Here is a 19,083-nt window from a genome sequence, read left to right as displayed (position 1 = left end):
TCTCAGGCGATTCGGGGGGCGGTCAGCAGTTCGGCGACGACGCCGATGAGGGCGCGGGGGGTCACGGCCTTGGTCAACACGTCGTCGTCGAGAGCGATGCCGTACGCACGCTCGATGCGGCAGCTGGTCTCCAGCAGGGCCAGCGAGTCGTAGCCGAGGGCTTCGAACTCGGTGTCCAGGACGTCTCCGTCGAAATCGACGCCCTCCGCGGCGCCTGCGGCATCCAGGAGGATCTGCTTGAGATCGGCGAGGGTGAAAGGTTCGGCAGACAAGGCAACAGCCCTTCCGGTGGGGTGGTCAGTGACTGTGAGGTGATCGGTGGCCCGGGACGGTCAGTGGCCGTGAAGTGATCGGTGGCCCGGGACGGTCAGTGCCCGGGGCGGGAGGACGCCGGGGCGCCCAGTACGACGGCGGAGTTGAAGCCGCCGTGACCACGGGCCAGTACCAGTGCGGTGCGCAGCGCGGATTCGCGCGGCCGGTCCACCACGAGGTCGAGGTCGTAGTCGGGTGAGAGGCGGACGTTGACGGCTGCGGGGATCACACCGTCGCGCAGGGCGAGGAGCGCGGTGGCCAGGTCGAGCGGCGCGGCGCCCGAGTAGAGCCTGCCGGTCATCGTCTTGGGCGCGCTGACCGGTACGCCGTGCGGCCCGAACAACTCGATGAGCGCGTCGGCCTCCGCACGGTCCAGCTCCGGGTCGGCGGCCGCGTCGGCGAACACGACGTCGATGCCGGCCGGGTCCACCGCCGCGTCGGCCAGGGCAAGTTCGATGGCCTTGCGCAGCGCCGGCGGGCGCCCGGTGCCGGGTTTCGGGTCGAAGGTGGCACCGTATCCGAGGACCTCGCCGTAGCTGTGCGCGCCTCGTTCCCTGGCCGCTTCGGCGTCCTCCAGGATCAGGATCGCACCGCCCTCGCCCGGTACGTATCCCCGGGCGTCGCGGTCGAACGGGAGGTAGGCGCGGCCCGGCTGCTCGCTGGTGCTGAGCCGTCCGCTCGCCAACTGCGCGACCCAGCCCCATGGGCACAGGGAGGCGTCGACGCCTCCCGAGACGACCAGCCGGGTACCCCTGCGGATCAGCCGCCGGGCCTGGGCGACCGCGTCCAGCCCGCCGGCGGAGTCGCTGACGACGACCCCGCTGGGTCCCTTCATGCCGTTACGGATGGAGATCTGGCCGCTGTTGACGGCGTAGAACCAGGCGAACGACTGATATGCGGAGACGTACTGGCTGCCCTGGCTCCACAGCTTGCGCAGTTCGTTCTGTCCGAACTCGAAGCCGCCGGACGCGCTTGCCGTGACCACACCCATGTCGAACCCCGCGAGCTCGTCGGGGCGTACGCCCGCGTCGGCGAGCGCCCAGTCGGCTGCGGCGAGCGCGATCCTGGTCATTCGGTCGGTCTGCGGGATGAGCCGACTCGGCAGATACTCCTCGGCGACGAACCCCGATATCTCACCGGCCAGTTTGGCGGGGTAGCCCGACGGGTCGAAGCGGGTGAGCCGGCCGATGGCACTCCTGCCGCCTTGGATGGCCTCCCAGTGGTCCCGCGCCCCGAGCCCGCTCGGGGAGGCGACGCCCAGCCCGGTCACCACGACGGATGTACGTGTGCTCACACCCGCTTCCTTTCCGGGCCCGCCAGCACCATCGCGCTCTGGAAGCCGCCGAAACCACTCCCCACGGTGAGCACCACGTCCGTGAGCTGGTCCCGTGCGTCGAGCGGCACGTAGTCCAGGTCGCACTCGGGGTCGGGCGTGTGGAGGTTGGCCGTCGGAGGAACCACGTCGTACTCCATGGCCAGTACCGAAGCGGCGATCTCGATGGAACCGATGGCACCCAGCGAGTGGCCCACCATGGACTTGATCGAGCTGACCGGTGTCCGGTAGGCGTGCGCACCCAGGCTCCGCTTGAACGCGGCCGTCTCGTGACGGTCGTTCTGCTTGGTGCCCGAGCCGTGCGCGTTGATGTAGTCGATCGCCTCGCCGGGCAGCCTCGCCTCGTCGAGGGCGACCCGGATCGCTTCGGCCATCTCCGCTCCGTCCGGCCGTAGTCCGGTCATGTGGTAGGCGTTCGAGCGGGTCGCGTAGCCGGCGATCTCGGCGTAGATGTGCGCGCCGCGCCTGCGCGCGCTGTCCAGTTCTTCCAGGACGAACACGGCGGCGCCCTCGCCCAGTACGAATCCGTTGCGCGTTCCGTCGAAGGGGCGCGAGGCGTGGGCCGGGTCGTCGTGGCGTGGCGTGGTGGCTTTGATGGCGTCGAAGCAGGCCATGGTGATCGGGGAGATCGGCGCGTCCGACGACCCGGCGACCATGACGTCGGCCGATCCCTCGCGGATCAGCTCGGCCGCGTAGCCGACCGAGTCGATGCCGGAGGTGCAGCCGGTGGAGACCACGGCGCTGGGGCCTTCGGCGCCGACCGCCCAGGCCACCTCGGCGGCGAAGGAGCTGGGGACGAGATGGCTGTAGAGGTGCGGCGCAGCGTACGCGTGGTCGACCAGGTCGAGCCGGCCACCGTCGCTGACGACGCGGTACTCCTGGTCGAGGCCCATCGTGGCGCCCACGGCGCTGCCGACGGTGACGCCGGTCCGGTACGGGTCGAGGTCGCCGAACTCGACACCGCTGTCGGCGACCGCGCCGCGCGCCGCGACCACGGCGAACTGGGCGGCGCGGTCCATCCGGCGGACCTCCTGCGGGGTCAGACCGTGTTCGTACGGGTCGAAGTCGATCTCGGCGGCGACGCGTGAGCGGAACGGCGCGGGGTCGAAGAACGTGATGCCACGGGTGGCCGTCCGGCCTTCGCTCAGCAGGTTCCAGAAGTTCTTGGCACCGGCACCACCGGGGGCGAGGACTTCCAGGCCGGTGATGACGACGCGGCGGGCACTCACGCGGACGCCTCCCAGGAGTAGAAGCGGGAGGCCATCGCGTCGGCCGGGGAGCGCCAGGTCGCGGGGTCGTACGCCTCGATGAACGGCTTCAGGTCGTTGCTGATGCCGACGAACCGGGGGTCGGTCTTCGCCGCCTCGATGAGCTCGTCGCCGTTGTGCTCGTCGAAGTCCTGGAGGTGGAAGTACAACCCCCGGTAGGAGAAGAGCTGGCGCCGCCGCGTACCCATCCGGTGCGGCATCCCGGTGGCGTCGAACTCGGCGAACAGCCGGGCCACATCCGCGCTCCCGCCCGGTTCCAGTCTGGCGACGATCAAAGTGCTGTGCATGTGTACTCACTCCTCCGTCATGTAATGTGCATGACATACGGCGGACACAGGTCGCGCCCCGGGATTCCCCCAAGTGACGTCACTGACCCGCGACTTCAAGGTTCATCGGCTCGGTGTCCACGATCAAGGCAGGCCGCTACAGGGCTTCGTCAGGAACTCTCCGGGACCGCACGGCAAAGTCAGGCCGTCGCCGGACAACGTCAGAGCCGCGCAGGGGTTCGACAAGTTGCGGTCATTCGAGTCAGGCGAGTCGCATAACGGCCGCGCCGACGACGTCCTGGTGCACCATGGGCCCACCCGCCCCAGCACCCTCGTGCCCTCCCGGTACAGTCGCGCCCCGCTCCGGGCGCAGATCTGCGGATCCGCCCGGCAGTACCGGCGGACGCGGACGGCCCCCGATTCCCACTGCAGGAATTCCAACCGCAGGAAGCGAGTCCCGGATGTCCCACACGTACGAACCCCCCGCCACTGACGGGCCCGATGCCGCCGAAGGGCCCGAGCCGGCACCCGGCTCGCATGCGGTCGTCGTGGCCGGCGCCGGCCCCACCGGGCTGCTCCTCGCCGGGGACCTCGCGGCGGCCGGCGTGGACGTCGTGGTGGTCGAGAAACGCCCGGAGGGCATCAGCAATCTCAGTCGCGCCTTCGGTGTGCACGCCAGGACACTCGAACTCCTCGACGCCCGCGGCCTCACCGACGAACTCGTCACCACCGGCCAGGTGATCAGCGAACTCTCGCTGTTCGGAGCCGTCTCGTTCGATATCGGGGCCCTGCCCTCCCGTTTCCCCTTCCTCCTGGTGACTCCGCAGTACGAGGTGGAAAGGCTGTTGTTGCGCAGAGCGTTGAAGAACGGCGCAGTCATCCGCTACGCAACCGAGGTCCTCGGCCTGACCCAGGACGACGAGGGTGTCACCGTTTCGGTGCGCACCACGCAGGGCGACACAACGCTGCGAGCCGGCTACCTGGTCGGAGCGGACGGAGTGCGCAGCGCGGTACGCGAGGCCCTGGGACTCCCGTTCCCCGGCAAGGTGGTGATCCGCTCGGTGGCGCTCGCCGACGTGAAGTTCACCGAGCAGCCCAGCCTCGTGGTCCGGGTGCACGGCACCGGCGACGCCTTCGGCTTCATCGCGCCCTTCGGCGACGGATACTGGCGAGTCGGCGGCTGGGACAGGACCCGACGGGGTGAACCCGACGACTCGCCCGTCGAGTTCGAGGAGCTGCGCGCCATCATCGAGCGGGCCTTCGGCTCCGACTTCGGGATGCACGACCCGCGCTGGCTCTCCCGCTTCCACAGCGACGAGCGCCAGGCACCCCACTACCGGGTGGGCCGTGTGCTGCTGGCAGGCGACTCCGCCCACCAGCACTCACCGGCCGGCGGGCAGGGGATGAACACCGGTCTCCAGGACGCCGTCAACCTCGGCTGGAAGCTGGCTGCGGTGCTGGGTGGCTGGGCCTCCGACGCACTGCTGGACACCTACCACAGCGAACGCCACCCGGTCGGCAGGGCGGTGCTGCGCAGCAGCGGCCTCAATCTGCGGCTCGCCATGGCGCACAGCCCATGGGAGGTGGCGCTGCGTACCGTACGGAAGTGGGTGGTCACGCATGTGCGACCGGTGACCCGGCAGGCGGTGGGAGAGATCACCGGGATCGGCTATTCCTACCCGGCGGGGCGCAGGACGCACGCACTGGTGGGGAAGCGGGCACCGGACCTGGAGCTGGACGGCAGTCGGCTCTACGAGGTGCTGCGGGAGGGACGGTTCGTCCTGGTCCTTCCCGCGACCGGGGAATCCGGCGAGCCCGCCCCGGGTGCCGGGTTCGACACCGCCGCGCGGCGGACGCGGCTGATCCTCGCCCACCGCGCGGGTGGCGACACCACCACTCGCGAGGCGGTCCTGGTGCGGCCCGACGGCTACTACGCCTGGGCAGGAGCGGCGGACGGACCCGCGGTCGAGGCGGGCATCACTCCCTGGGTGGGATGACCGACCCGTTCGGTGGGCCCGCGAGGCCCTGAGTGAGCGGCCCCGGAGCAGTGCAGGTCGGACTGGTCCGGGGCCACTCAGCTGCGGGATGTCGCATGCTCAGCGCGGCGGAAGCGGGGAGAGCGTAGGAAGGTGGGCGAGGAAGCCGCCGTCCACGGACAGCACCTGCCCGGTGATGAAGGAGGCGGCCGGGGAGGCGAGAAAGGCCACGAGCTGACTCACGTCGTCCGGCGTGCCCAGCCGTGGAATGAGGTTCGCGCTCCGGAACATCTCCCGTACCGGTACGGGCATGTCCGCCTCCAGGGCCGGAGTGCTCACCAGTCCGGGCGCGACGGCGTTGCACCGTATGCCGTCCGCGCCGTACGCAGCGGCCACGAAACGGGTCAGTGCGACCAGCCCGCCCTTGGAACTGCCGTAGGCGACCATCACCCGGTCCCCCGAAAGGGCCTGGCCACTGGTGATGTTGATGATCGACCCGCCGCCGCGCTCGATCATCACCGGCACGGTGTGCTTGCACAGCAGCATGGGGCCGCGCAGGTTCACCGCGAGTACCTGGTCCCACAGCTCGACGGACATCGACACCACGTCCCGGTCCTGCCGGATCGCGGAGGTCAGCGCCGCGTTGTTGTCCAGTACGTCGATGCCGCCGAAGGTGTCCACGGCGAAGTCCACCAGGTTCTTGACACTGTCCTCCGAGGCGATGTCGACGCCGCGCCCGACCACCGAAAGCCCCTTGGCCGCCAGCTCCGCGGCTGCTGCCCGGGCCGCCGCTTCGGCGACATCCGCGAGTACGACATCCGCTCCCGCGGTCGCGAGCGCCTCCACAGTGGCGACACCGATCCCTCCCGCACCTCCGGTGACCACAGCCACTTTGCCGGCAAGGGACAGCGTTCCGTCAGCCATCGGGCATCGACCTCTCGTTCGGGACGGGGAGCTGCCCCCGATCCTGGCGGACGTACGTGAAGACGGTGCTGCGGGATCATGTCGCGATCAATCGAACTACACTTTTCATGAACATATTTGACATACCGTCACGGCACTTGTGCCTACGGGGCCGAGGCGGCGAACAGCTCGGCGAACCGTCCGAGCAGCAGATCGTCGCCCTTGTACCGGGCCGTCTCCGCGGCGCCCAGTACCACGGGACCATCGGGCCCCGGCACCTGCGAGGCTCCGCCGGTCGAGCCCAGAGGCACCAGTACCGCGTCACCGCCCGGCCGGTACACCTGTTCCACCGGCCGGCCCGCGGCCAGCGCCCGGATGTTGGCGGCGACCACGACCGCGTGGTCGGAGGCGGCCTTGGACCGCTTCGGCTCGGGAACGGCCGTGACGTCTCCGACGGCGAAGACGTTCGACGCGCCCACCACCCGTAGATGGTCGTCGACCTCCACATGCCCGTCCGGGCGCCGGGCGGCGGCGAGTTCGCCGCGCAGCATGTCGCTGAGCGGCACCACGCCATAGCAGCGGAACCACAGATCCGCGTCGATCCGTACGCCTGCCTGCGTCGTGACCGAGAACGGCTGATGGATACCCGGCGGCACGGACGGCGGCGCCGTCAGCGCGCTGCCCAGCTCCAGCCGCACCCCCCGGGCGGTCAGCTGCTCGCTCAGCGATCGGCGCAGTTCGGGCAGATAGCGGCCACCGAGCACGTCATCGGCGGGATCCACCACCACGACCTCGGTGTCGGGCCACTGTTCGGTGATCTCCCCAGCGAGCTCCAGTCCCACGGGACCGGCACCGAGCAGCAACACCCGCGAGGACGACGCCAGTTCGGCCCTGGTGTCGGCGTGCCGAGCCTGCGAGTCGGCACTGTCCTCGGTGTCGGGCTTGGCAGGGTAGGGGTAGGAGGATCCGGTGGCCAGGACCACGTAGTCGGCATCGATCCAGGTGCCGCCGGCAGTGGCGACACCGCCCGCCTCCACTGCCACGGCGCGGTCGCGCAGATGGCGGCCACGGGTGAACAAGCCCTCGTAGCCGAAGTAGATCCGCTGCCCCCAGTCCGCGTCGACCAGCCCGCGCAGGGCCGCCACCGCGTGAACGAAGGCGTCCCTGGGGTCGATCAGGACGACGTCGAAGTCCGGGTCGAGCTGACGGGCCAGAGCGACCCCGCCGTATCCACCGCCGACGATCGCGACCGTGCTGCCCATACGTTGCGCTCCTTGTGCCTACCGCGTGGAATCCACTGTCAGGAACGGGGCTCCGCCCATGTCCGCCGAGCCTAAGGGGCCGTTCAGGTAAAATGCAATCTGCATGGCAATTAGTGACAGTCGGCACGGCCGAGTCTCGACGAGTCAGAAGTGGCGAGGTATCGCATGCCCATGGCCTATGTGTACGACCGGTTCGGCGGAGCCGAGGTCGAGCACTTCGCGGATCTCCCGCAACCGTCCCCGGGCCCTGGCCAGTTGCTGATCGCCGTGCGCGCGGCGGGTGTCAACCCGGTTGACTGGAAGCGCCGTTCGGGCCGTCGGCCGGCCGGGGCACCACGGGTGGAGCTTCCTGCGGTCATGGGCGGCGAGGCCGCGGGCGAGGTGGTCGCGATCGGCCCCGGCACCACCGGCTTCGCCGTGGGGGACGCGGTCCTCGGCGGGCCGCTGACCGGCGGGTACGCCCAGTACACACTGCTGGCCGCGCGGGCAGCGGTGCACAAGCCGCCGGAGGTCTCCTGGACCGACGCCGCCGCGCTGCCGATCGCCGCCGCCACCGGCTACGGCGCGGTGCGCCGGCTCGGCCTGCCGGCGGGGGCGACGCTGCTGGTGACCGGGGTCGCGGGAGGGGTCGGGGTGGCGGCCGCCCAGGTGGCCGTGGGCAGCCGGCTGACCGTGGTGGGTTCGGCGGCCCCGGCCAAGAGGGAGTTCGTCCAGACGCTCGGCGTACGGTTCGTCGCCTCGGGGCCCGGTCTTGCCGCACGGATCCGGGCAGCCGCTCTGCAAGGCGTGGACGGTGTCCTCGACCTGGTCGGAGGAGAGGTGCTGCAGGAGGTCGCCGCCCTCGTGACGGACCGTACGAAGCTGGTGAGCGGCGCCGACCGGGAGGCCGTCGCCGCACTCGGCGGGGCTCCGGTGGGGCCGGTGCGGGACCCCGCGATACTGGGCGCCGTGGTGGAGTTGGTCCGGACCGGCGCCCTGGACCCGAAAGTGACCCGGGTGGTCCCGTTCGAGCAGGCCGCACTGGCTGTCCGGGCGGTGGAGGGCGGACACAGCCGGGGCAAGACCGTCCTGGTAATGCCGCCCCGGGGGTGAAGGCCGGCGCCGGACGCACGTGCCGCCGAGTGGCGAAGGACTGGAAAGTAAAGTACAAGGTGCACGGTAAACAGGCACGGATCACCTGACCAGCTGGAGGCTTCCCTGAACACCACACCGACGGCGCCCGCCGAGCCGCAAGCGGACGCGTCGCCTCGCACGTCAGGCCCGGGCCGCCCCGGCGTCAGGGCAGGGAAGCGCCGGGCCATCACACAGGGTGCGCGCACCGTCTTCGGCCGGGAGGGGTACAGCCGCACCAGCATCGAGGCCATCGCCGCCGAGGCCGGGGTGTCCACGCGCACCATTTACAACCACTTCAGCGGCAAGGACCAGCTCTTCTCCGACGTGGTGCACGACAGCGCCAGCCAGGTCGCGGACGCCTTCATCGCAACCGTGGACAAGCAGGTCACCGGCACCGACCCGCAGGCCGACCTGCTCGCTCTCGGCCGCGCCTTCGTCGGCCAGCGCACCCAGTTCCCCGAGCACTTCGCGATGATCCAGCAGATCATGGCCGAAGTGCAGCACTTCCCCGCAGCCGTGATCGACACCTGGCAGCAAGCCGGCCCCCTGCGGGTACAGCACGAGGTCGCCCGGCAGCTCGAACAGCTCACGGGGGCCGGGCTGTTGCGCATCGAGGACTCGGCGCTGGGCACCGTGCACTTCATCGCCCTGGTGACGTCCGAGATCACCATCCGCCCTCACGGAAGCCCCGCGCTGAGCCCGGCTCAGACACACGACTGTGTCACCAGGGCCGTCGACACCTTCCTCCACGGGTACGGGGCCGCGCGCAGCACGGAGTGAGCGTGGCCCGGCGGAGTCCGCCTACCGCATCACACGCCGCGCCCGGCCCCGACGGTCGCAGACGGCCAGTGGGCGAGCAGGAAGTGGAGGGCCTCGACCGCGCGCTCCCAGGACACCTGCACGGAGCGCGGCGCGCCGAATCCGCCGTCGGCCTCCAGCGAGGTGAACCCGTGGAAAGTGCTGCGGAGCAGCCGTACCGCGTCCGTGAGGTCGGGTTCGGTCAGACCGTAGGCACGCAGCATCGATGAGGTGGTCTCGATGGTCCGGTGGTACGCGGGCGCTTCGGCTACGACGGCGGGGTCGACCCGCATCCGCGTCGCCTCGTACCGGCCCGGGCACTCCAACGCGAAGGACCGGTAGGCACCGGCGAACGCGATCAGGGCGTCCCGCCCGGCGCGGCCGGCCACGGCTGCCTCGATCCGGTCGATGAACTCCCCCGCTGCCAGCAGCGCGACCCGGGTGCGCAGGTCATGGAGGTTCTTGACGTGGGAGTACAGGCTGGCGTCCTTGACGCCGAAGCCGCGGGCCAGCGCGGAGATGGTGACCTTGTCGAAGCCGATCGAGTCGGCCAGGTCGGCAGCCGCCGCCACGACCCGGTCGGTCGTGAGCCCCGCGCGAACCATCCCCGCCCCCACCATGTGCTGCCTAGGACCATTAGCTTTCTCCGAATATACACAGGCGAACGGCCGCATATACACAGGCGGACGGCCGCGCCGAGAACGCCATCGGCACGCAGCGGTCACGGATCGACGTGACCACCGGGGGCCGGTGCACCGTGCCGACGGCGGGGACCGGGACGTTGCGCCCCGCAACGAGTGTCAAGGGTTGGCGACGCTGAACAGGCCGTCCTCCGCCCCCGTATCCATACTGGACATCGCGGCACCCCGGGCCCCCGCAGCCCGGCCTTCCCCCGTCTCCCCGACAGATTGCAGGAGCAGACAGATGAGCGGCACCGCGCAGATCGGCGTCACCGGACTTGCGGTGATGGGCCGCAACCTGGCCCGCAACTTCGCCCGTAACGGCTATACCGTCGCGGTACACAATCGCACGACGGCGAAGACGGATGCCCTGGTCGAGGAGTTCGGCGACGAGGGAACCTTCGTGGCCGCGCGCACGCCCGAGGAGTTCGTCGGCGCACTGGAACGGCCACGCCGTCTCGTCATCATGGTGAAGGCGGGTGAGCCGACGGACGCGGTCATCCAGGAGTTCGCACCGCTGCTGGACGAGGGCGATGTCATCATCGACGGCGGCAACGCCCACTTCGAGGACACCCGGCGCCGCGAGAAGGAACTGCGCGAGCGCGGTGTCCACTTCGTCGGCGCCGGCATTTCGGGCGGTGAGGAGGGTGCGCTGAACGGGCCCAGCATCATGCCGGGTGGTTCGGCCGAGTCGTACGCATCGCTGGGGCCGCTGCTGCAGGCGATCGCGGCGAAGGCGAAGGACGGCACGCCCTGCACCACGCACATCGGGCCCGACGGCGCCGGCCACTTCGTCAAGATGGTGCACAACGGCATCGAGTACGCGGACATGCAGCTGATCGCGGAGGCGTACGACCTGTTGCGCGGGGTCGCCGGGTACTCCCCCGCGCAGATCGCGGACATCTTCCGCTCCTGGAACACCGGCCGCCTCGACTCCTACCTCATCGAGATCACCGCAGAGGTGCTCTCCCACGTCGACGCGGCGACCGGTAAGCCCTTCGTGGATGTCGTGCTCGACCAGGCGGAGCAGAAGGGCACCGGCCGCTGGACCGTGCAGATCGCCCTCGACCTGGGCGTTCCCGTCTCGGGCATCGCCGAGGCCGTCTTCGCCCGCTCCGTCTCCGGCCACGCCGACCTCCGTGAGGCCTCACGCCACCTCGCCGGACCGACTGCCCACAAGCTCGGTGAGGACGAGGCCGCCGCATTCGCCGACCGGGTCGAGCAGGCGCTGTACGCCTCGAAGATCGTCGCCTACACCCAGGGCTTCCACGAGATCGCGGCCGGCAGCGAGCAGTACGACTGGGACATCGACCTCGGCAGGGTCGCCGCGATCTGGCGCGGCGGATGCATCATCCGGGCCGCTTTCCTCGACCGGATCACCAGCGCCTACGAAGCCCAGACCCACATGCCGAGCCTCCTGTCCGACAAGAGCTTCGCCGAAGAGATCGCCGCCGCGCAGGACGACTGGCGCACCGTGATCGCCACCGCCGTCACCCAGGGCGTCCCCACCCCCGCCTTCGCCGCCACCCTCGCCTATTACGACTCCCTGCGCGCCGAACGCCTCCCCGCCGCCCTCACCCAGGGCCAGCGCGACTACTTCGGCGCGCACACGTACCACCGCACCGACCGCGACGGCACCTTCCACACCCTCTGGGGCGGCGACAAGACCGAAGTCGAAAGCTGACTGAAGGAAGGGCGTACCCCTGGAAGCCGCCTGTCACGGGCGCCGCTCGTCCCTGCCGGCCGCCAGGTCACCTCACCATGGGCAGGACGGCCAGCGGCAGATCACCGGCCTCGACCGCGGCCCGGTCGATCACGAGCCCCGTGTACTGCCCGGCCGCGGCGAACACCGCCCGCGGCAGCGCCTCGATCTCCGCCTCGTAGCGTGCGATCGCTTCCTCGTCACGGCCATCCGGCCGTGGCGGGATCACGGCGCCCGCGGCGTGAAGCGCGTCGTCCAGTGTCGATCCGGTTCCTGTGGTTTCCCCGAACTCGGCCTGCCGGTCCTCGGCGTCCCCCGGCGCATGGATGATCCGGCTCGGCGGGCAGTGGGAGTTCATCGTGAGGCAGATGATCTCTTCGTCCGGGTAGGGGGCCATTCCCTCGACCTTCAGGAAGCCCGTGGACCAGGTCGACATGCCCCAGTCCTCCAGTACGTACGTCCACTCCCCGTGCGTGCCGTACATCGCCAGGTTGGCATCGCTCAAGGCCGTACCTCCGCCGGCGGTCAGCGTCCGCCAATCCCTGTACGGCCGCTCGTCCTCCAGTTGCGCAAGGTCGGCGCCAAGAGCCATCAGGAACTCCTCGGTCCCGATTCCGCGGGCCGCCGTCAGGGAGATACGGCCTCGCATCCCGGGCACAGCTCCCGCGTTCGTGCAGCTGTACTCACCTATCCAGGCGATCCCCTCGGACATGCCGGTCACGCTATCGGCCCAGCCCCCGCTCAGCACACCTGGAGTGCGGTGGGGCGCCGGCCCTCGGGTCCGCCGCGGCACTCTCGTACGACGACGGCTTGCGCACCGACCGGCCGCGACGGCGCTCGCCGAGGCTCAGCACATGCCGTTGCTTTGGGTATCAGTAGATCTCAGCAATTCCGGCGTTTCTGCCGGAATGGTCCGTGACGGTGTCACCAGAGCGCGAGTTGTGTCCTGGTGTCCTGTTGACGGTCTCCCGTTTCTGTCCCGGCCCGGGGGCTGGGGATTGTGCCACCTGCCCGCCCCGCACACGCCGTGAGGCGTGGGTGGGTGGTGCGGGTCTTGCGGTCGGCTCCACGGGGCTTCGACCCCACCACGGTGGTGGGGTCCAGGTCTCCGGCCACTCCGGTACCTGTACTGCGGATCGTGCTGCTATTGCGGGTAGTTGCGAGAGCGAGCAGGTTGTGTCCCGCGTTCTCGTCCCGGTCCAGGACGAGCCCGCAGGTATCGCACTCGAAGACGCGCACGCTCAGGGGCAGCTTGGCTTTCACCGCACCACAGCGTGAGCACGTCTTCGACGAGGGAAACCACCGGTCGGCCACGACAAGGCGTGTCCCATGCCGACGGGTCTTGTAGGTGAGCTGGCGGCGGATCTCGCCGAACGACGTGTCCGCGACCCGGCGCGACAGCCGCCGGTTACGGCCCATCCCCGCCACGTTGAGATCCTCGACCACGATCGTGCCGTACTCGGCGGTGAGGCGGGTCGTCAGCTTGTGGAGCGTGTCCTCGCGAAGGTTCGCCACCCGGTGATGCACCCTGTTCCGGACCCGGTTCGCCTTCTCCCAGCGCTTCGACGGCTTCCGCCCGGTGCGCCGGTCGGGGCCCCGGCGGCGTGAGACGACACGACTGGCACGGCGCAACTGCTTCTGCGCGTGGTCGAGGTGGCGGGGGTTGGGTTCCTCGGTCACCTTCCCGTCGCTGTCGGCGAGGACCGCGAGGGTTTTGATGCCCAGGTCGATCCCGACAGCAGCATCGGGGCGGGCGACCTTCACCAGAGGTTGTTGTTCCTCGACCTGGAAGGCGACAAACCAACGTCCCCGGTCCAGACGCACAGTCGCGGACAGAATCCGCATGTGCCCTGTGTCGACACGTGCGCGCAGGCCGGAGACGTCCTCGTGGAGGCGGACCGTTCCGATCCTGGGCAGGGTCACATGCCTGCCGCCCGCCTCAATACGCATCGTGCCGGTCGTGAACCGGCACGTCAGCCGCGCCTTCCGCTTCGACTTGAAACGCGGAACACCCACCCGCGCACCCCTGCGCTTGCCGCTCTTGGACTTGGCGTAGTTGTCGAAGGCGGCTGATGCATTCGCGAGGCCGGTGTTGTAGGCCTCCTTGGAGTTCTCCTCCCACCACCCCGCGAACCGCGGGTCGGCCCGGTTGGCCTCGTTGAACGCCTTCCGCAACGACGGCAACGACCACGACCGCCACGCAGTCAGCTCATCCTCGGGAATGCCGTACGAGGCTTCGGCCCTGCGCTGCCCCCACACAGCCGTGACATACCCGACCGCCCAGTTGTACGCAGCCCGCGCCGCACCCGCATGCGAATGCAGACGACCCACGACCGTGGCATTCGGATCCAGGGCCAGCCTGTGCGCGGACACGGTGAAGCCCGGTCGCGGCGTGAACTTCTTCTTCACGCAGTCACCCCGTCGGGGCAGCGGCAACAGCTCCATAGCTTCACCACATCAGCATATTCACAGACAACACCGCACAACTACTCAAAGAAATGGGAACAGTTGTTTACCCTCCGGCGCGCGCCCACTGCGGGCCGGCGCCGTCAGCCGATCTTCTTGAGCAGTTCGTCGGCGAGCGGACCGGCCGATGCCGGGTTCTGGCCAGTGACCAGATTGCGGTCGACGACCACGTGCGGGGCCCACGGCTCGCCCTCCTGGAAGTCGGTGCCGGCCGCCACGAGACGGTCCTGGAGGAGCCACTTGGCCCGGTCGGCGAAACCGGCCTGGCTCTCCTCGGTGTTGGTGAATCCGGTGAGCCGGTAGCCGGCGAAGGCGTTGGTGCCGTCGTCCTTCGTGGCGGCGAGCACGGCGGCCGGGGCGTGGCAGACGATGCCGAGCGGCATCCCCGAGTCCAGCGTCCGGGTCAGCAGCCTGCCGGAGTCGGCGTTCACCGCCAGGTCCTCCATGGGGCCGTGCCCGCCCGGGTAGAACACCGCCGCATAGTCCGCCGGGTCCACGTCCTCCAGCTTCAGCGGGTGGCCGAGCTCGGCCATGCCCGCGACGGCCGCCGCCACCTTGTCGGCGTTCTCCTGGCCGTCGTTGAACTCGGGGGCCAGGCTGCCCCGGTCCACGGTCGGCACCACTCCACCGGGGGTGGCGACGACGATCTCGTGTCCGGCGGCCCGGAACCTCTCGTACGGGGCGACGACCTCCTCCGCCCAGAAGCCGGTCGGGTGCGCGGTGCCGTCGGCCAGCGTCCAGTGGTCGGATCCGGTCACCACGAAAAGGATCTTTGCCATGTCACGTCTTTCGGAGAGCCGGGGCGGCCGGCGCCCCGTGGGTTGCGCGCTCCGGCGGCCCCGCTCCTCCGGGCCGCCGTCACGCCGATGGATTCGACGGTACGTCCGCACCACCGCGGGACTCCAATAGGATCGCAAGCATGAGCGATAGGGAATCCAATGGGATGACGGGAATGGGGCAGACGGCGGCCACCGGCCCGGCGGATCTCCATCTGCTGCGTACCTTTCTTGCCGTCCACCGCTCCGGTTCCTTCACCGCCGCCGCCCGCCTGCTGGGCCTGTCCCAGCCGACGGTGACCACGCAGATCCGTGCCCTGGAGCGCCGGCTGGGGCGCGAGCTGTTCGAGCGGCAGGCGCGCGGTGTGGTGGCCGTGCCCTTCGCGGATGCTCTCGCCGCCCGTGTGGCCGCCCCCCTCGACGAGCTGGCGGTGGTCACCGGGGACGAGGGGGCGGCCGGTGCGCCGGCCGCCCGTCCCGTCCGGCTGGCCGGGCCCGCCGAGCTGCTGTGCCTGCGCGCGCTGCCGGCACTCGCGCCGCTCGTGGCGGAGGGCGTGCAACTGCGCGCGTCCACCGGCCTGACGGATCCACTGCTCGACGAACTCCGTTCGGGACAACACGACTTGGTGATCTCCACCACCCGTCCGCGCGGCCGCGCCCTGAGCGCCGTCCCGCTGATGGACGAGGAGTTCGTCCTGGTCGCGGCGCCCGTCGTCGCCGAGCGCGTCGGTGGCCCGTCGTCGCTCGCCGCCCACGGGCCCGGCGTGCTGCACGGGCTCCCGCTGATCACGTACGCGGAGGACCTGCCGATCGCCCGTCGCTACTGGCGGCATGTGTTCGGCAGGCGGCTGGGCTGTCCTGCCGCCGTGACCGTGCCCGACCTGCGCGGTGTCCTCGCCGTGGTCGCTTCGGGCGCGGGCTTCTCGGTGCTGCCCCGCTATCTCTGCGCTGCCGGACTCGCCTCGGGCGCACTGACGCTGCTCGCCGACCCGGAGGACCCGCCGATCAACACGGCCTATCTGGTGCAGCGGCCCGGCTCCGCCGCCAACCCCCATGTCGCCCTGGTCCGCGACAGCCTCGTACGAGCGGGCCTCAGCTGGTAGTTGCTCCCGGCCGGCCGGATCACGCGGCCTTCCGTGCATGCAACGCGGCGCGGAACCAGCCCAGTTCGGGCGAGAGCGGATCCGGGGCGGACCATCGGTTGATGACGGCGAGCAGCTGGAGGTAGCGCTCCCTGCGCGGATCGTCGACGGTGTCGAGACGGGCGAGCAGCCGCTCCCGGAGAGCGGAGTCGTCCGGCAGGCCGCAGAGTTTCGCGTACGCGGCCGTGACGGCCTCGACGACGGGACCTGCCTGGGCGGAGGCCGGGTCGACGCCCGCTGCGCGTGCCGGGGCGGTGTGGTCGCGGATCACCGTTTCCGGGTCACGCACGAGGACGCCGATGCCTTGAGCAGCCACGTCCGAAGCAGGGCGCCGGGGGCCGGTTCGGTCCGGGTCAGGGTCCGCGGGACGGGTCCGGTCGGCGGTGTGGTGAGCGATCGTGCGCCGCATGAGCGCCCGGAAGCCAAGGTCCCGGGACAGTTCGGCCAGTTCGATCCACGCCTCCATCTCCTCCTCGGCAGGGTCGTCGGACAGCTGCGGTGTCATCGACCTCATGACGCCTGCCAAGCCCGTCCCCGCCTCGGGGACGCCGAAGACATCAGCGAGGAACTCCTCTGTGAGCAGCATTCGTTCGCTCTCCGAGAGCCTGGCCAGTCGATGCATGAGATCCATCTCCTCAGGGGTCGAGCCGCGTCCGGCCGCGGTCATGAGCACCGCGCGCCGCATACTCAGCACCCGGATCTGCACCGCGAGCGCCTCCGCGTGCGCGGCGGCGACCTCGGCGAGCGGGGTGTCCCGCTCAACGGCCTCGCGGATCGTGGACAGGTCGAGTCCGAGCGCGCGCAGTGTCCGCACCAGGTGCAGCCGCGCCACGGCTTCGGGGCCGTAGCGGCGATAGCCGGCCGGGCTGCGGCCGGCGGGCGGCACGATCCCGCGGTCCGAGTACGAGCGGACGGCCTTGACCGTGAGCCCGGTCCGCCGTGCCAGCTCGCCGATCGAGAGATCTGTGTCGCCGTTCATGCGCCCCACTCTCCCGTCTCCCCCGGGGGGAGACGCAACCAGTCGGGCCCGCACCGCGTCGCCCGGTCGGGTGACCCGGGGTGCGGCAAGGGCCGGGGTGTGGGTAAGTGGCAACGGGATCCCGACTCGCCGCACCCGCGACGGGGCCGTGTTCCACCGCGTCGTACCCGAGCCAGCTCATGGAGCCGCCGCATGCCCGAGATCACCGAGGAACGGGCCGCGGCGCAGCCCGTCGTCGCGCCGCTGACCAGTGCGGCCCTGATCCTGGTCGCCACGATCGAGCCCGGTGGTGAGCCCGTCGTCCGCGAGGCGCTGCCGGATCTGGCGGCCTTCGCCCGCTCCATCGGGTTCCGCTACCCCGAGGCCGGGCTCGTGTGTGTGACCGGATTCGGCTCCGATGCCTGGGACCGGCTGTTCTCCGGCCCACGACCGGCCTCGCTGCACCCCTTCCAGGAGTTGCACGGCACCCGGCATCACGCCCCCGCCACTCCGGGCGACCTGCTGTTCCACATCCGGGCCGAGCGGATGGACGTCTGCTGGGAGTGGGTGTCGCAACTGCTGGACCGGCTCGGCGGGGCAGTGAAGATCGTCGACGAGACACACGGGTTCCGGTACCTCGATCACCGGGATCTGCTCGGGTTCGTCGACGGCACCGAGAACCCGGTGGGCGACGACGCCCGCTCGGCGGCCCTGGTGGGGGACGAGGACCCGGACTTCGCCGGCGGCAGCTACGTCATCGTGCAGAAGTACCTGCACGACCTGGCCTCGTGGAACGCGCTGTCGACCGAGGAGCAGGAGCGGGTCATCGGGCGGACCAAGTTCACCGACATCGAGCTGGCCGACGACGTCAAACCCGCCGACTCGCACGTCGCGCTGAACACCATCACCGACCCGGACGGAACGGAGCGCGACATCCTGCGCGCCAACATGCCTTTCGGGAGCTTCGGGCAGGGCGAGTTCGGTACGTACTTCATCGGGTTCGCCGCCGACCCGGACGTCACCGAGCGGATGCTCCGCAACATGTTCCTCGGCGATCCGCCCGGCACCCACGACCGCATCCTCGACTTCTCGACCGCGGTCACCGGCACGCTCTTCCACGCCCCCGGCGCCGACTTCCTCGGCGCCCCGCCGCCGTCGCCCGCCTCGGCCGAGGCCACACCCCAGCCGGAACGGGCGTCCGCGCCGGTGGCGAGGGCCCTGGTCGCGCCGGTGGTCCGCGACGGTTCGCTGCGCATCGGCAGCCTGCAAGAAAGCGCCCAGTGATGAACAACCTCCATCGCGAACTCGCCCCTGTCACCCAGGCCGCCTGGGACCAGATCGAAGAGGAGGCCCGGCGTACCTTCAGCCGCCATCTGGCCGGGCGCCGCGTCGTCGACGTCAGCGGCCCGGAGGGTCCGCGGCTGGCGGCGGTCGGCGACGGCCATCTGCGCGACATCGATCCGCCGACCCCCGACGTCATCGCCCGGGCCCGCACGTCGATGCCGGTCATCGAGTGGCGGGTGCCGTTCACCGTGACGCGGGCGGCCGTCGACGATGTCGAACGCGGCTCGGACGACAGCGACTGGCAGCCCGTCAAGGACGCGGCCCGTACCTGTGCGTTCGCCGAGGACATGGCCATCATCGACGGCTACGCCTCGGCCGGGATCGCCGGTCTGCGGGACGGCTCCTCGCACACCCCGCTGCCACTGCCGGCCGATGCGCGCGACTATCCGGCCACGGTCAGCCAGGCGCTGACCCGGCTGCGTCTTGCCGGTGTGGACGGCCCGTACCGGCTGCTGCTGGGCGCGGACGCGTTCACGGAGGCGACCGAGACGTCCGACCACGGCTACCCGGTCTCCACGCACCTGGCCCGGCTGCTGGACGACCAGATCCTGTGGGCGCCGGCGGTCGCGGGCGGAGTGCTGCTGTCCACCCGGGGCGGCGACTTCGAACTGTGCCTGGGCGAGGACCTGTCCATCGGTTACCAGGACCACGACGCGACGGACATCCGGCTGTACTTCCATCAGTCGTTCACCTTCCGGATGCTGACTCCGGAGGCCGTGGTCCCGATCATCGCGTGACCGGCGGCGGGCGTGGACCGGACCTGGACGACCCCGACACCGACGAG

At 70.5% G+C, this 19,083-nt stretch carries 18 protein-coding genes; 7 read left to right on the top strand and 11 right to left on the bottom strand.

What is annotated here, in order from left to right:
• Positions 1 to 2 precede the first annotated feature (2 nt).
• The 4 genes from ACIBJG_RS29305 to ACIBJG_RS29290 form a co-directional block, all read right to left on the bottom strand.
• Complete coding sequence (locus tag ACIBJG_RS29305; RefSeq protein ID WP_399311955.1) at positions 3 to 272, bottom strand: acyl carrier protein; 270 nt, start codon at positions 270 to 272, stop codon at positions 3 to 5.
• A gap of 95 nt (positions 273 to 367) precedes the next feature.
• Positions 368 to 1,606 carry a ketosynthase chain-length factor gene (locus tag ACIBJG_RS29300; RefSeq protein ID WP_399311954.1) on the bottom strand — a complete coding sequence of 413 codons (1,239 nt, stop codon included), beginning with the start codon at positions 1,604 to 1,606 and terminating at the stop codon, positions 368 to 370.
• Positions 1,603 to 2,874: a beta-ketoacyl-[acyl-carrier-protein] synthase family protein gene (locus ACIBJG_RS29295; protein ID WP_399311952.1), complete on the bottom strand. Its 1,272-nt coding sequence runs from the start codon at positions 2,872 to 2,874 to the stop codon at positions 1,603 to 1,605. Before ACIBJG_RS29295 ends, ACIBJG_RS29300 begins: the two co-directional genes overlap by 4 nt.
• Entirely contained in the window at positions 2,871 to 3,200 is a 330-nt protein-coding gene (locus ACIBJG_RS29290) for a TcmI family type II polyketide cyclase (protein ID WP_399311951.1), read from the bottom strand. The genes ACIBJG_RS29295 and ACIBJG_RS29290 overlap by 4 nt, the downstream gene beginning before the upstream one ends.
• A gap of 440 nt (positions 3,201 to 3,640) precedes the next feature.
• Between ACIBJG_RS29290 and ACIBJG_RS29285 the strand changes: the two genes are divergently transcribed.
• Complete coding sequence (locus ACIBJG_RS29285; protein WP_399311949.1) at positions 3,641 to 5,176, top strand: FAD-dependent oxidoreductase; 1,536 nt, start codon at positions 3,641 to 3,643, stop codon at positions 5,174 to 5,176.
• 99 nt (positions 5,177 to 5,275) lie between these two features.
• Here the strand turns inward: ACIBJG_RS29285 and ACIBJG_RS29280 are convergent, their stop codons facing one another.
• Both ACIBJG_RS29280 and ACIBJG_RS29275 read right to left on the bottom strand, forming a co-directional pair.
• Entirely contained in the window at positions 5,276 to 6,079 is an 804-nt protein-coding gene (locus ACIBJG_RS29280) for an SDR family NAD(P)-dependent oxidoreductase (protein ID WP_399311948.1), read from the bottom strand.
• A gap of 143 nt (positions 6,080 to 6,222) precedes the next feature.
• A complete protein-coding gene (locus ACIBJG_RS29275; RefSeq protein ID WP_399311947.1) occupies positions 6,223 to 7,320 on the bottom strand; it encodes an NAD(P)/FAD-dependent oxidoreductase in 1,098 nt (365 codons plus the stop codon).
• 165 nt (positions 7,321 to 7,485) lie between these two features.
• Between ACIBJG_RS29275 and ACIBJG_RS29270 the strand changes: the two genes are divergently transcribed.
• Together ACIBJG_RS29270 and ACIBJG_RS29265 are read left to right on the top strand one after the other, a co-directional pair.
• Positions 7,486 to 8,412 carry an NADP-dependent oxidoreductase gene (locus ACIBJG_RS29270; protein WP_399311945.1) on the top strand — a complete coding sequence of 309 codons (927 nt, stop codon included), beginning with the start codon at positions 7,486 to 7,488 and terminating at the stop codon, positions 8,410 to 8,412.
• Positions 8,413 to 8,505: 93 nt separating this feature from the next.
• A complete protein-coding gene (locus ACIBJG_RS29265; RefSeq protein WP_399312128.1) occupies positions 8,506 to 9,213 on the top strand; it encodes a TetR/AcrR family transcriptional regulator in 708 nt (235 codons plus the stop codon).
• A 29-nt stretch (positions 9,214 to 9,242) separates the two neighbouring features.
• On the opposite strand, the gene ACIBJG_RS29260 is transcribed toward ACIBJG_RS29265, so the two are convergent.
• On the bottom strand, positions 9,243 to 9,836 hold the full coding sequence (locus ACIBJG_RS29260; protein WP_399311942.1) for a TetR-like C-terminal domain-containing protein: 594 nt from the start codon (positions 9,834 to 9,836) through the stop codon (positions 9,243 to 9,245).
• A gap of 319 nt (positions 9,837 to 10,155) precedes the next feature.
• Between ACIBJG_RS29260 and gndA the strand changes: the two genes are divergently transcribed.
• Positions 10,156 to 11,595, top strand: coding sequence for an NADP-dependent phosphogluconate dehydrogenase (gene gndA / locus ACIBJG_RS29255; protein ID WP_399311940.1), 1,440 nt, complete (start codon positions 10,156 to 10,158; stop codon positions 11,593 to 11,595).
• 67 nt (positions 11,596 to 11,662) lie between these two features.
• On the opposite strand, the gene ACIBJG_RS29250 is transcribed toward gndA, so the two are convergent.
• The 3 genes from ACIBJG_RS29250 to ACIBJG_RS29240 form a co-directional block, all read right to left on the bottom strand.
• Positions 11,663 to 12,325, bottom strand: a complete 663-nt coding sequence (locus ACIBJG_RS29250) for a hypothetical protein (protein WP_399311938.1) — start codon at positions 12,323 to 12,325, stop codon at positions 11,663 to 11,665.
• Positions 12,326 to 12,537: 212 nt separating this feature from the next.
• A complete protein-coding gene (gene tnpB / locus ACIBJG_RS29245) occupies positions 12,538 to 14,058 on the bottom strand; it encodes an IS607 family element RNA-guided endonuclease TnpB (protein ID WP_399311936.1) in 1,521 nt (506 codons plus the stop codon).
• A 104-nt stretch (positions 14,059 to 14,162) separates the two neighbouring features.
• Complete coding sequence (locus ACIBJG_RS29240) at positions 14,163 to 14,858, bottom strand: type 1 glutamine amidotransferase domain-containing protein (RefSeq protein ID WP_399311934.1); 696 nt, start codon at positions 14,856 to 14,858, stop codon at positions 14,163 to 14,165.
• 140 nt (positions 14,859 to 14,998) lie between these two features.
• Between ACIBJG_RS29240 and ACIBJG_RS29235 the strand changes: the two genes are divergently transcribed.
• Positions 14,999 to 15,958: a LysR family transcriptional regulator gene (locus tag ACIBJG_RS29235; protein WP_399311932.1), complete on the top strand. Its 960-nt coding sequence runs from the start codon at positions 14,999 to 15,001 to the stop codon at positions 15,956 to 15,958.
• 19 nt (positions 15,959 to 15,977) lie between these two features.
• Here the strand turns inward: ACIBJG_RS29235 and ACIBJG_RS29230 are convergent, their stop codons facing one another.
• Positions 15,978 to 16,976: a MerR family transcriptional regulator gene (locus ACIBJG_RS29230; protein ID WP_399311930.1), complete on the bottom strand. Its 999-nt coding sequence runs from the start codon at positions 16,974 to 16,976 to the stop codon at positions 15,978 to 15,980.
• Between the two features lie 192 nt (positions 16,977 to 17,168).
• Between ACIBJG_RS29230 and ACIBJG_RS29225 the strand changes: the two genes are divergently transcribed.
• Together ACIBJG_RS29225 and ACIBJG_RS29220 are read left to right on the top strand one after the other, a co-directional pair.
• Positions 17,169 to 18,239, top strand: coding sequence for a Dyp-type peroxidase (locus ACIBJG_RS29225; protein ID WP_399311928.1), 1,071 nt, complete (start codon positions 17,169 to 17,171; stop codon positions 18,237 to 18,239).
• Positions 18,239 to 19,036: a family 1 encapsulin nanocompartment shell protein gene (locus tag ACIBJG_RS29220; RefSeq protein ID WP_399311926.1), complete on the top strand. Its 798-nt coding sequence runs from the start codon at positions 18,239 to 18,241 to the stop codon at positions 19,034 to 19,036. The genes ACIBJG_RS29225 and ACIBJG_RS29220 overlap by 1 nt, the downstream gene beginning before the upstream one ends.
• The last annotated feature ends 47 nt before the right edge of the window (positions 19,037 to 19,083 follow it).

Source organism: Streptomyces sp. NPDC050422 (assembly GCF_044458665.1).
GTDB lineage: Bacteria > Actinomycetota > Actinomycetes > Streptomycetales > Streptomycetaceae > Streptomyces.
This window is presented reverse-complemented; position numbering and strand designations above follow the sequence as displayed.

Excerpts from the sequence above, each read along its gene's own strand:
- ACIBJG_RS29235 (WP_399311932.1), top strand. The coding sequence starts at position 14,999 with ATGAGCGATAGGGAATCCAATGGGATGACGGGAATGGGGCAGACGGCG.
- ACIBJG_RS29260 (WP_399311942.1), bottom strand. The coding sequence starts at position 9,836 with ATGGTTCGCGCGGGGCTCACGACCGACCGGGTCGTGGCGGCGGCTGCC.
- gndA (WP_399311940.1), top strand. The coding sequence starts at position 10,156 with ATGAGCGGCACCGCGCAGATCGGCGTCACCGGACTTGCGGTGATGGGC.
- ACIBJG_RS29225 (WP_399311928.1), top strand. The coding sequence starts at position 17,169 with ATGCCCGAGATCACCGAGGAACGGGCCGCGGCGCAGCCCGTCGTCGCG.
- ACIBJG_RS29285 (WP_399311949.1), top strand. The coding sequence starts at position 3,641 with ATGTCCCACACGTACGAACCCCCCGCCACTGACGGGCCCGATGCCGCC.
- ACIBJG_RS29270 (WP_399311945.1), top strand. The coding sequence starts at position 7,486 with ATGCCCATGGCCTATGTGTACGACCGGTTCGGCGGAGCCGAGGTCGAG.
- ACIBJG_RS29240 (WP_399311934.1), bottom strand. The coding sequence starts at position 14,858 with ATGGCAAAGATCCTTTTCGTGGTGACCGGATCCGACCACTGGACGCTG.
- ACIBJG_RS29275 (WP_399311947.1), bottom strand. The coding sequence starts at position 7,320 with ATGGGCAGCACGGTCGCGATCGTCGGCGGTGGATACGGCGGGGTCGCT.
- ACIBJG_RS29290 (WP_399311951.1), bottom strand. The coding sequence starts at position 3,200 with ATGCACAGCACTTTGATCGTCGCCAGACTGGAACCGGGCGGGAGCGCG.
- ACIBJG_RS29280 (WP_399311948.1), bottom strand. The coding sequence starts at position 6,079 with ATGGCTGACGGAACGCTGTCCCTTGCCGGCAAAGTGGCTGTGGTCACC.
- tnpB (WP_399311936.1), bottom strand. The coding sequence starts at position 14,058 with ATGGAGCTGTTGCCGCTGCCCCGACGGGGTGACTGCGTGAAGAAGAAG.
- ACIBJG_RS29220 (WP_399311926.1), top strand. The coding sequence starts at position 18,239 with ATGAACAACCTCCATCGCGAACTCGCCCCTGTCACCCAGGCCGCCTGG.
- ACIBJG_RS29230 (WP_399311930.1), bottom strand. The coding sequence starts at position 16,976 with ATGAACGGCGACACAGATCTCTCGATCGGCGAGCTGGCACGGCGGACC.
- ACIBJG_RS29250 (WP_399311938.1), bottom strand. The coding sequence starts at position 12,325 with ATGTCCGAGGGGATCGCCTGGATAGGTGAGTACAGCTGCACGAACGCG.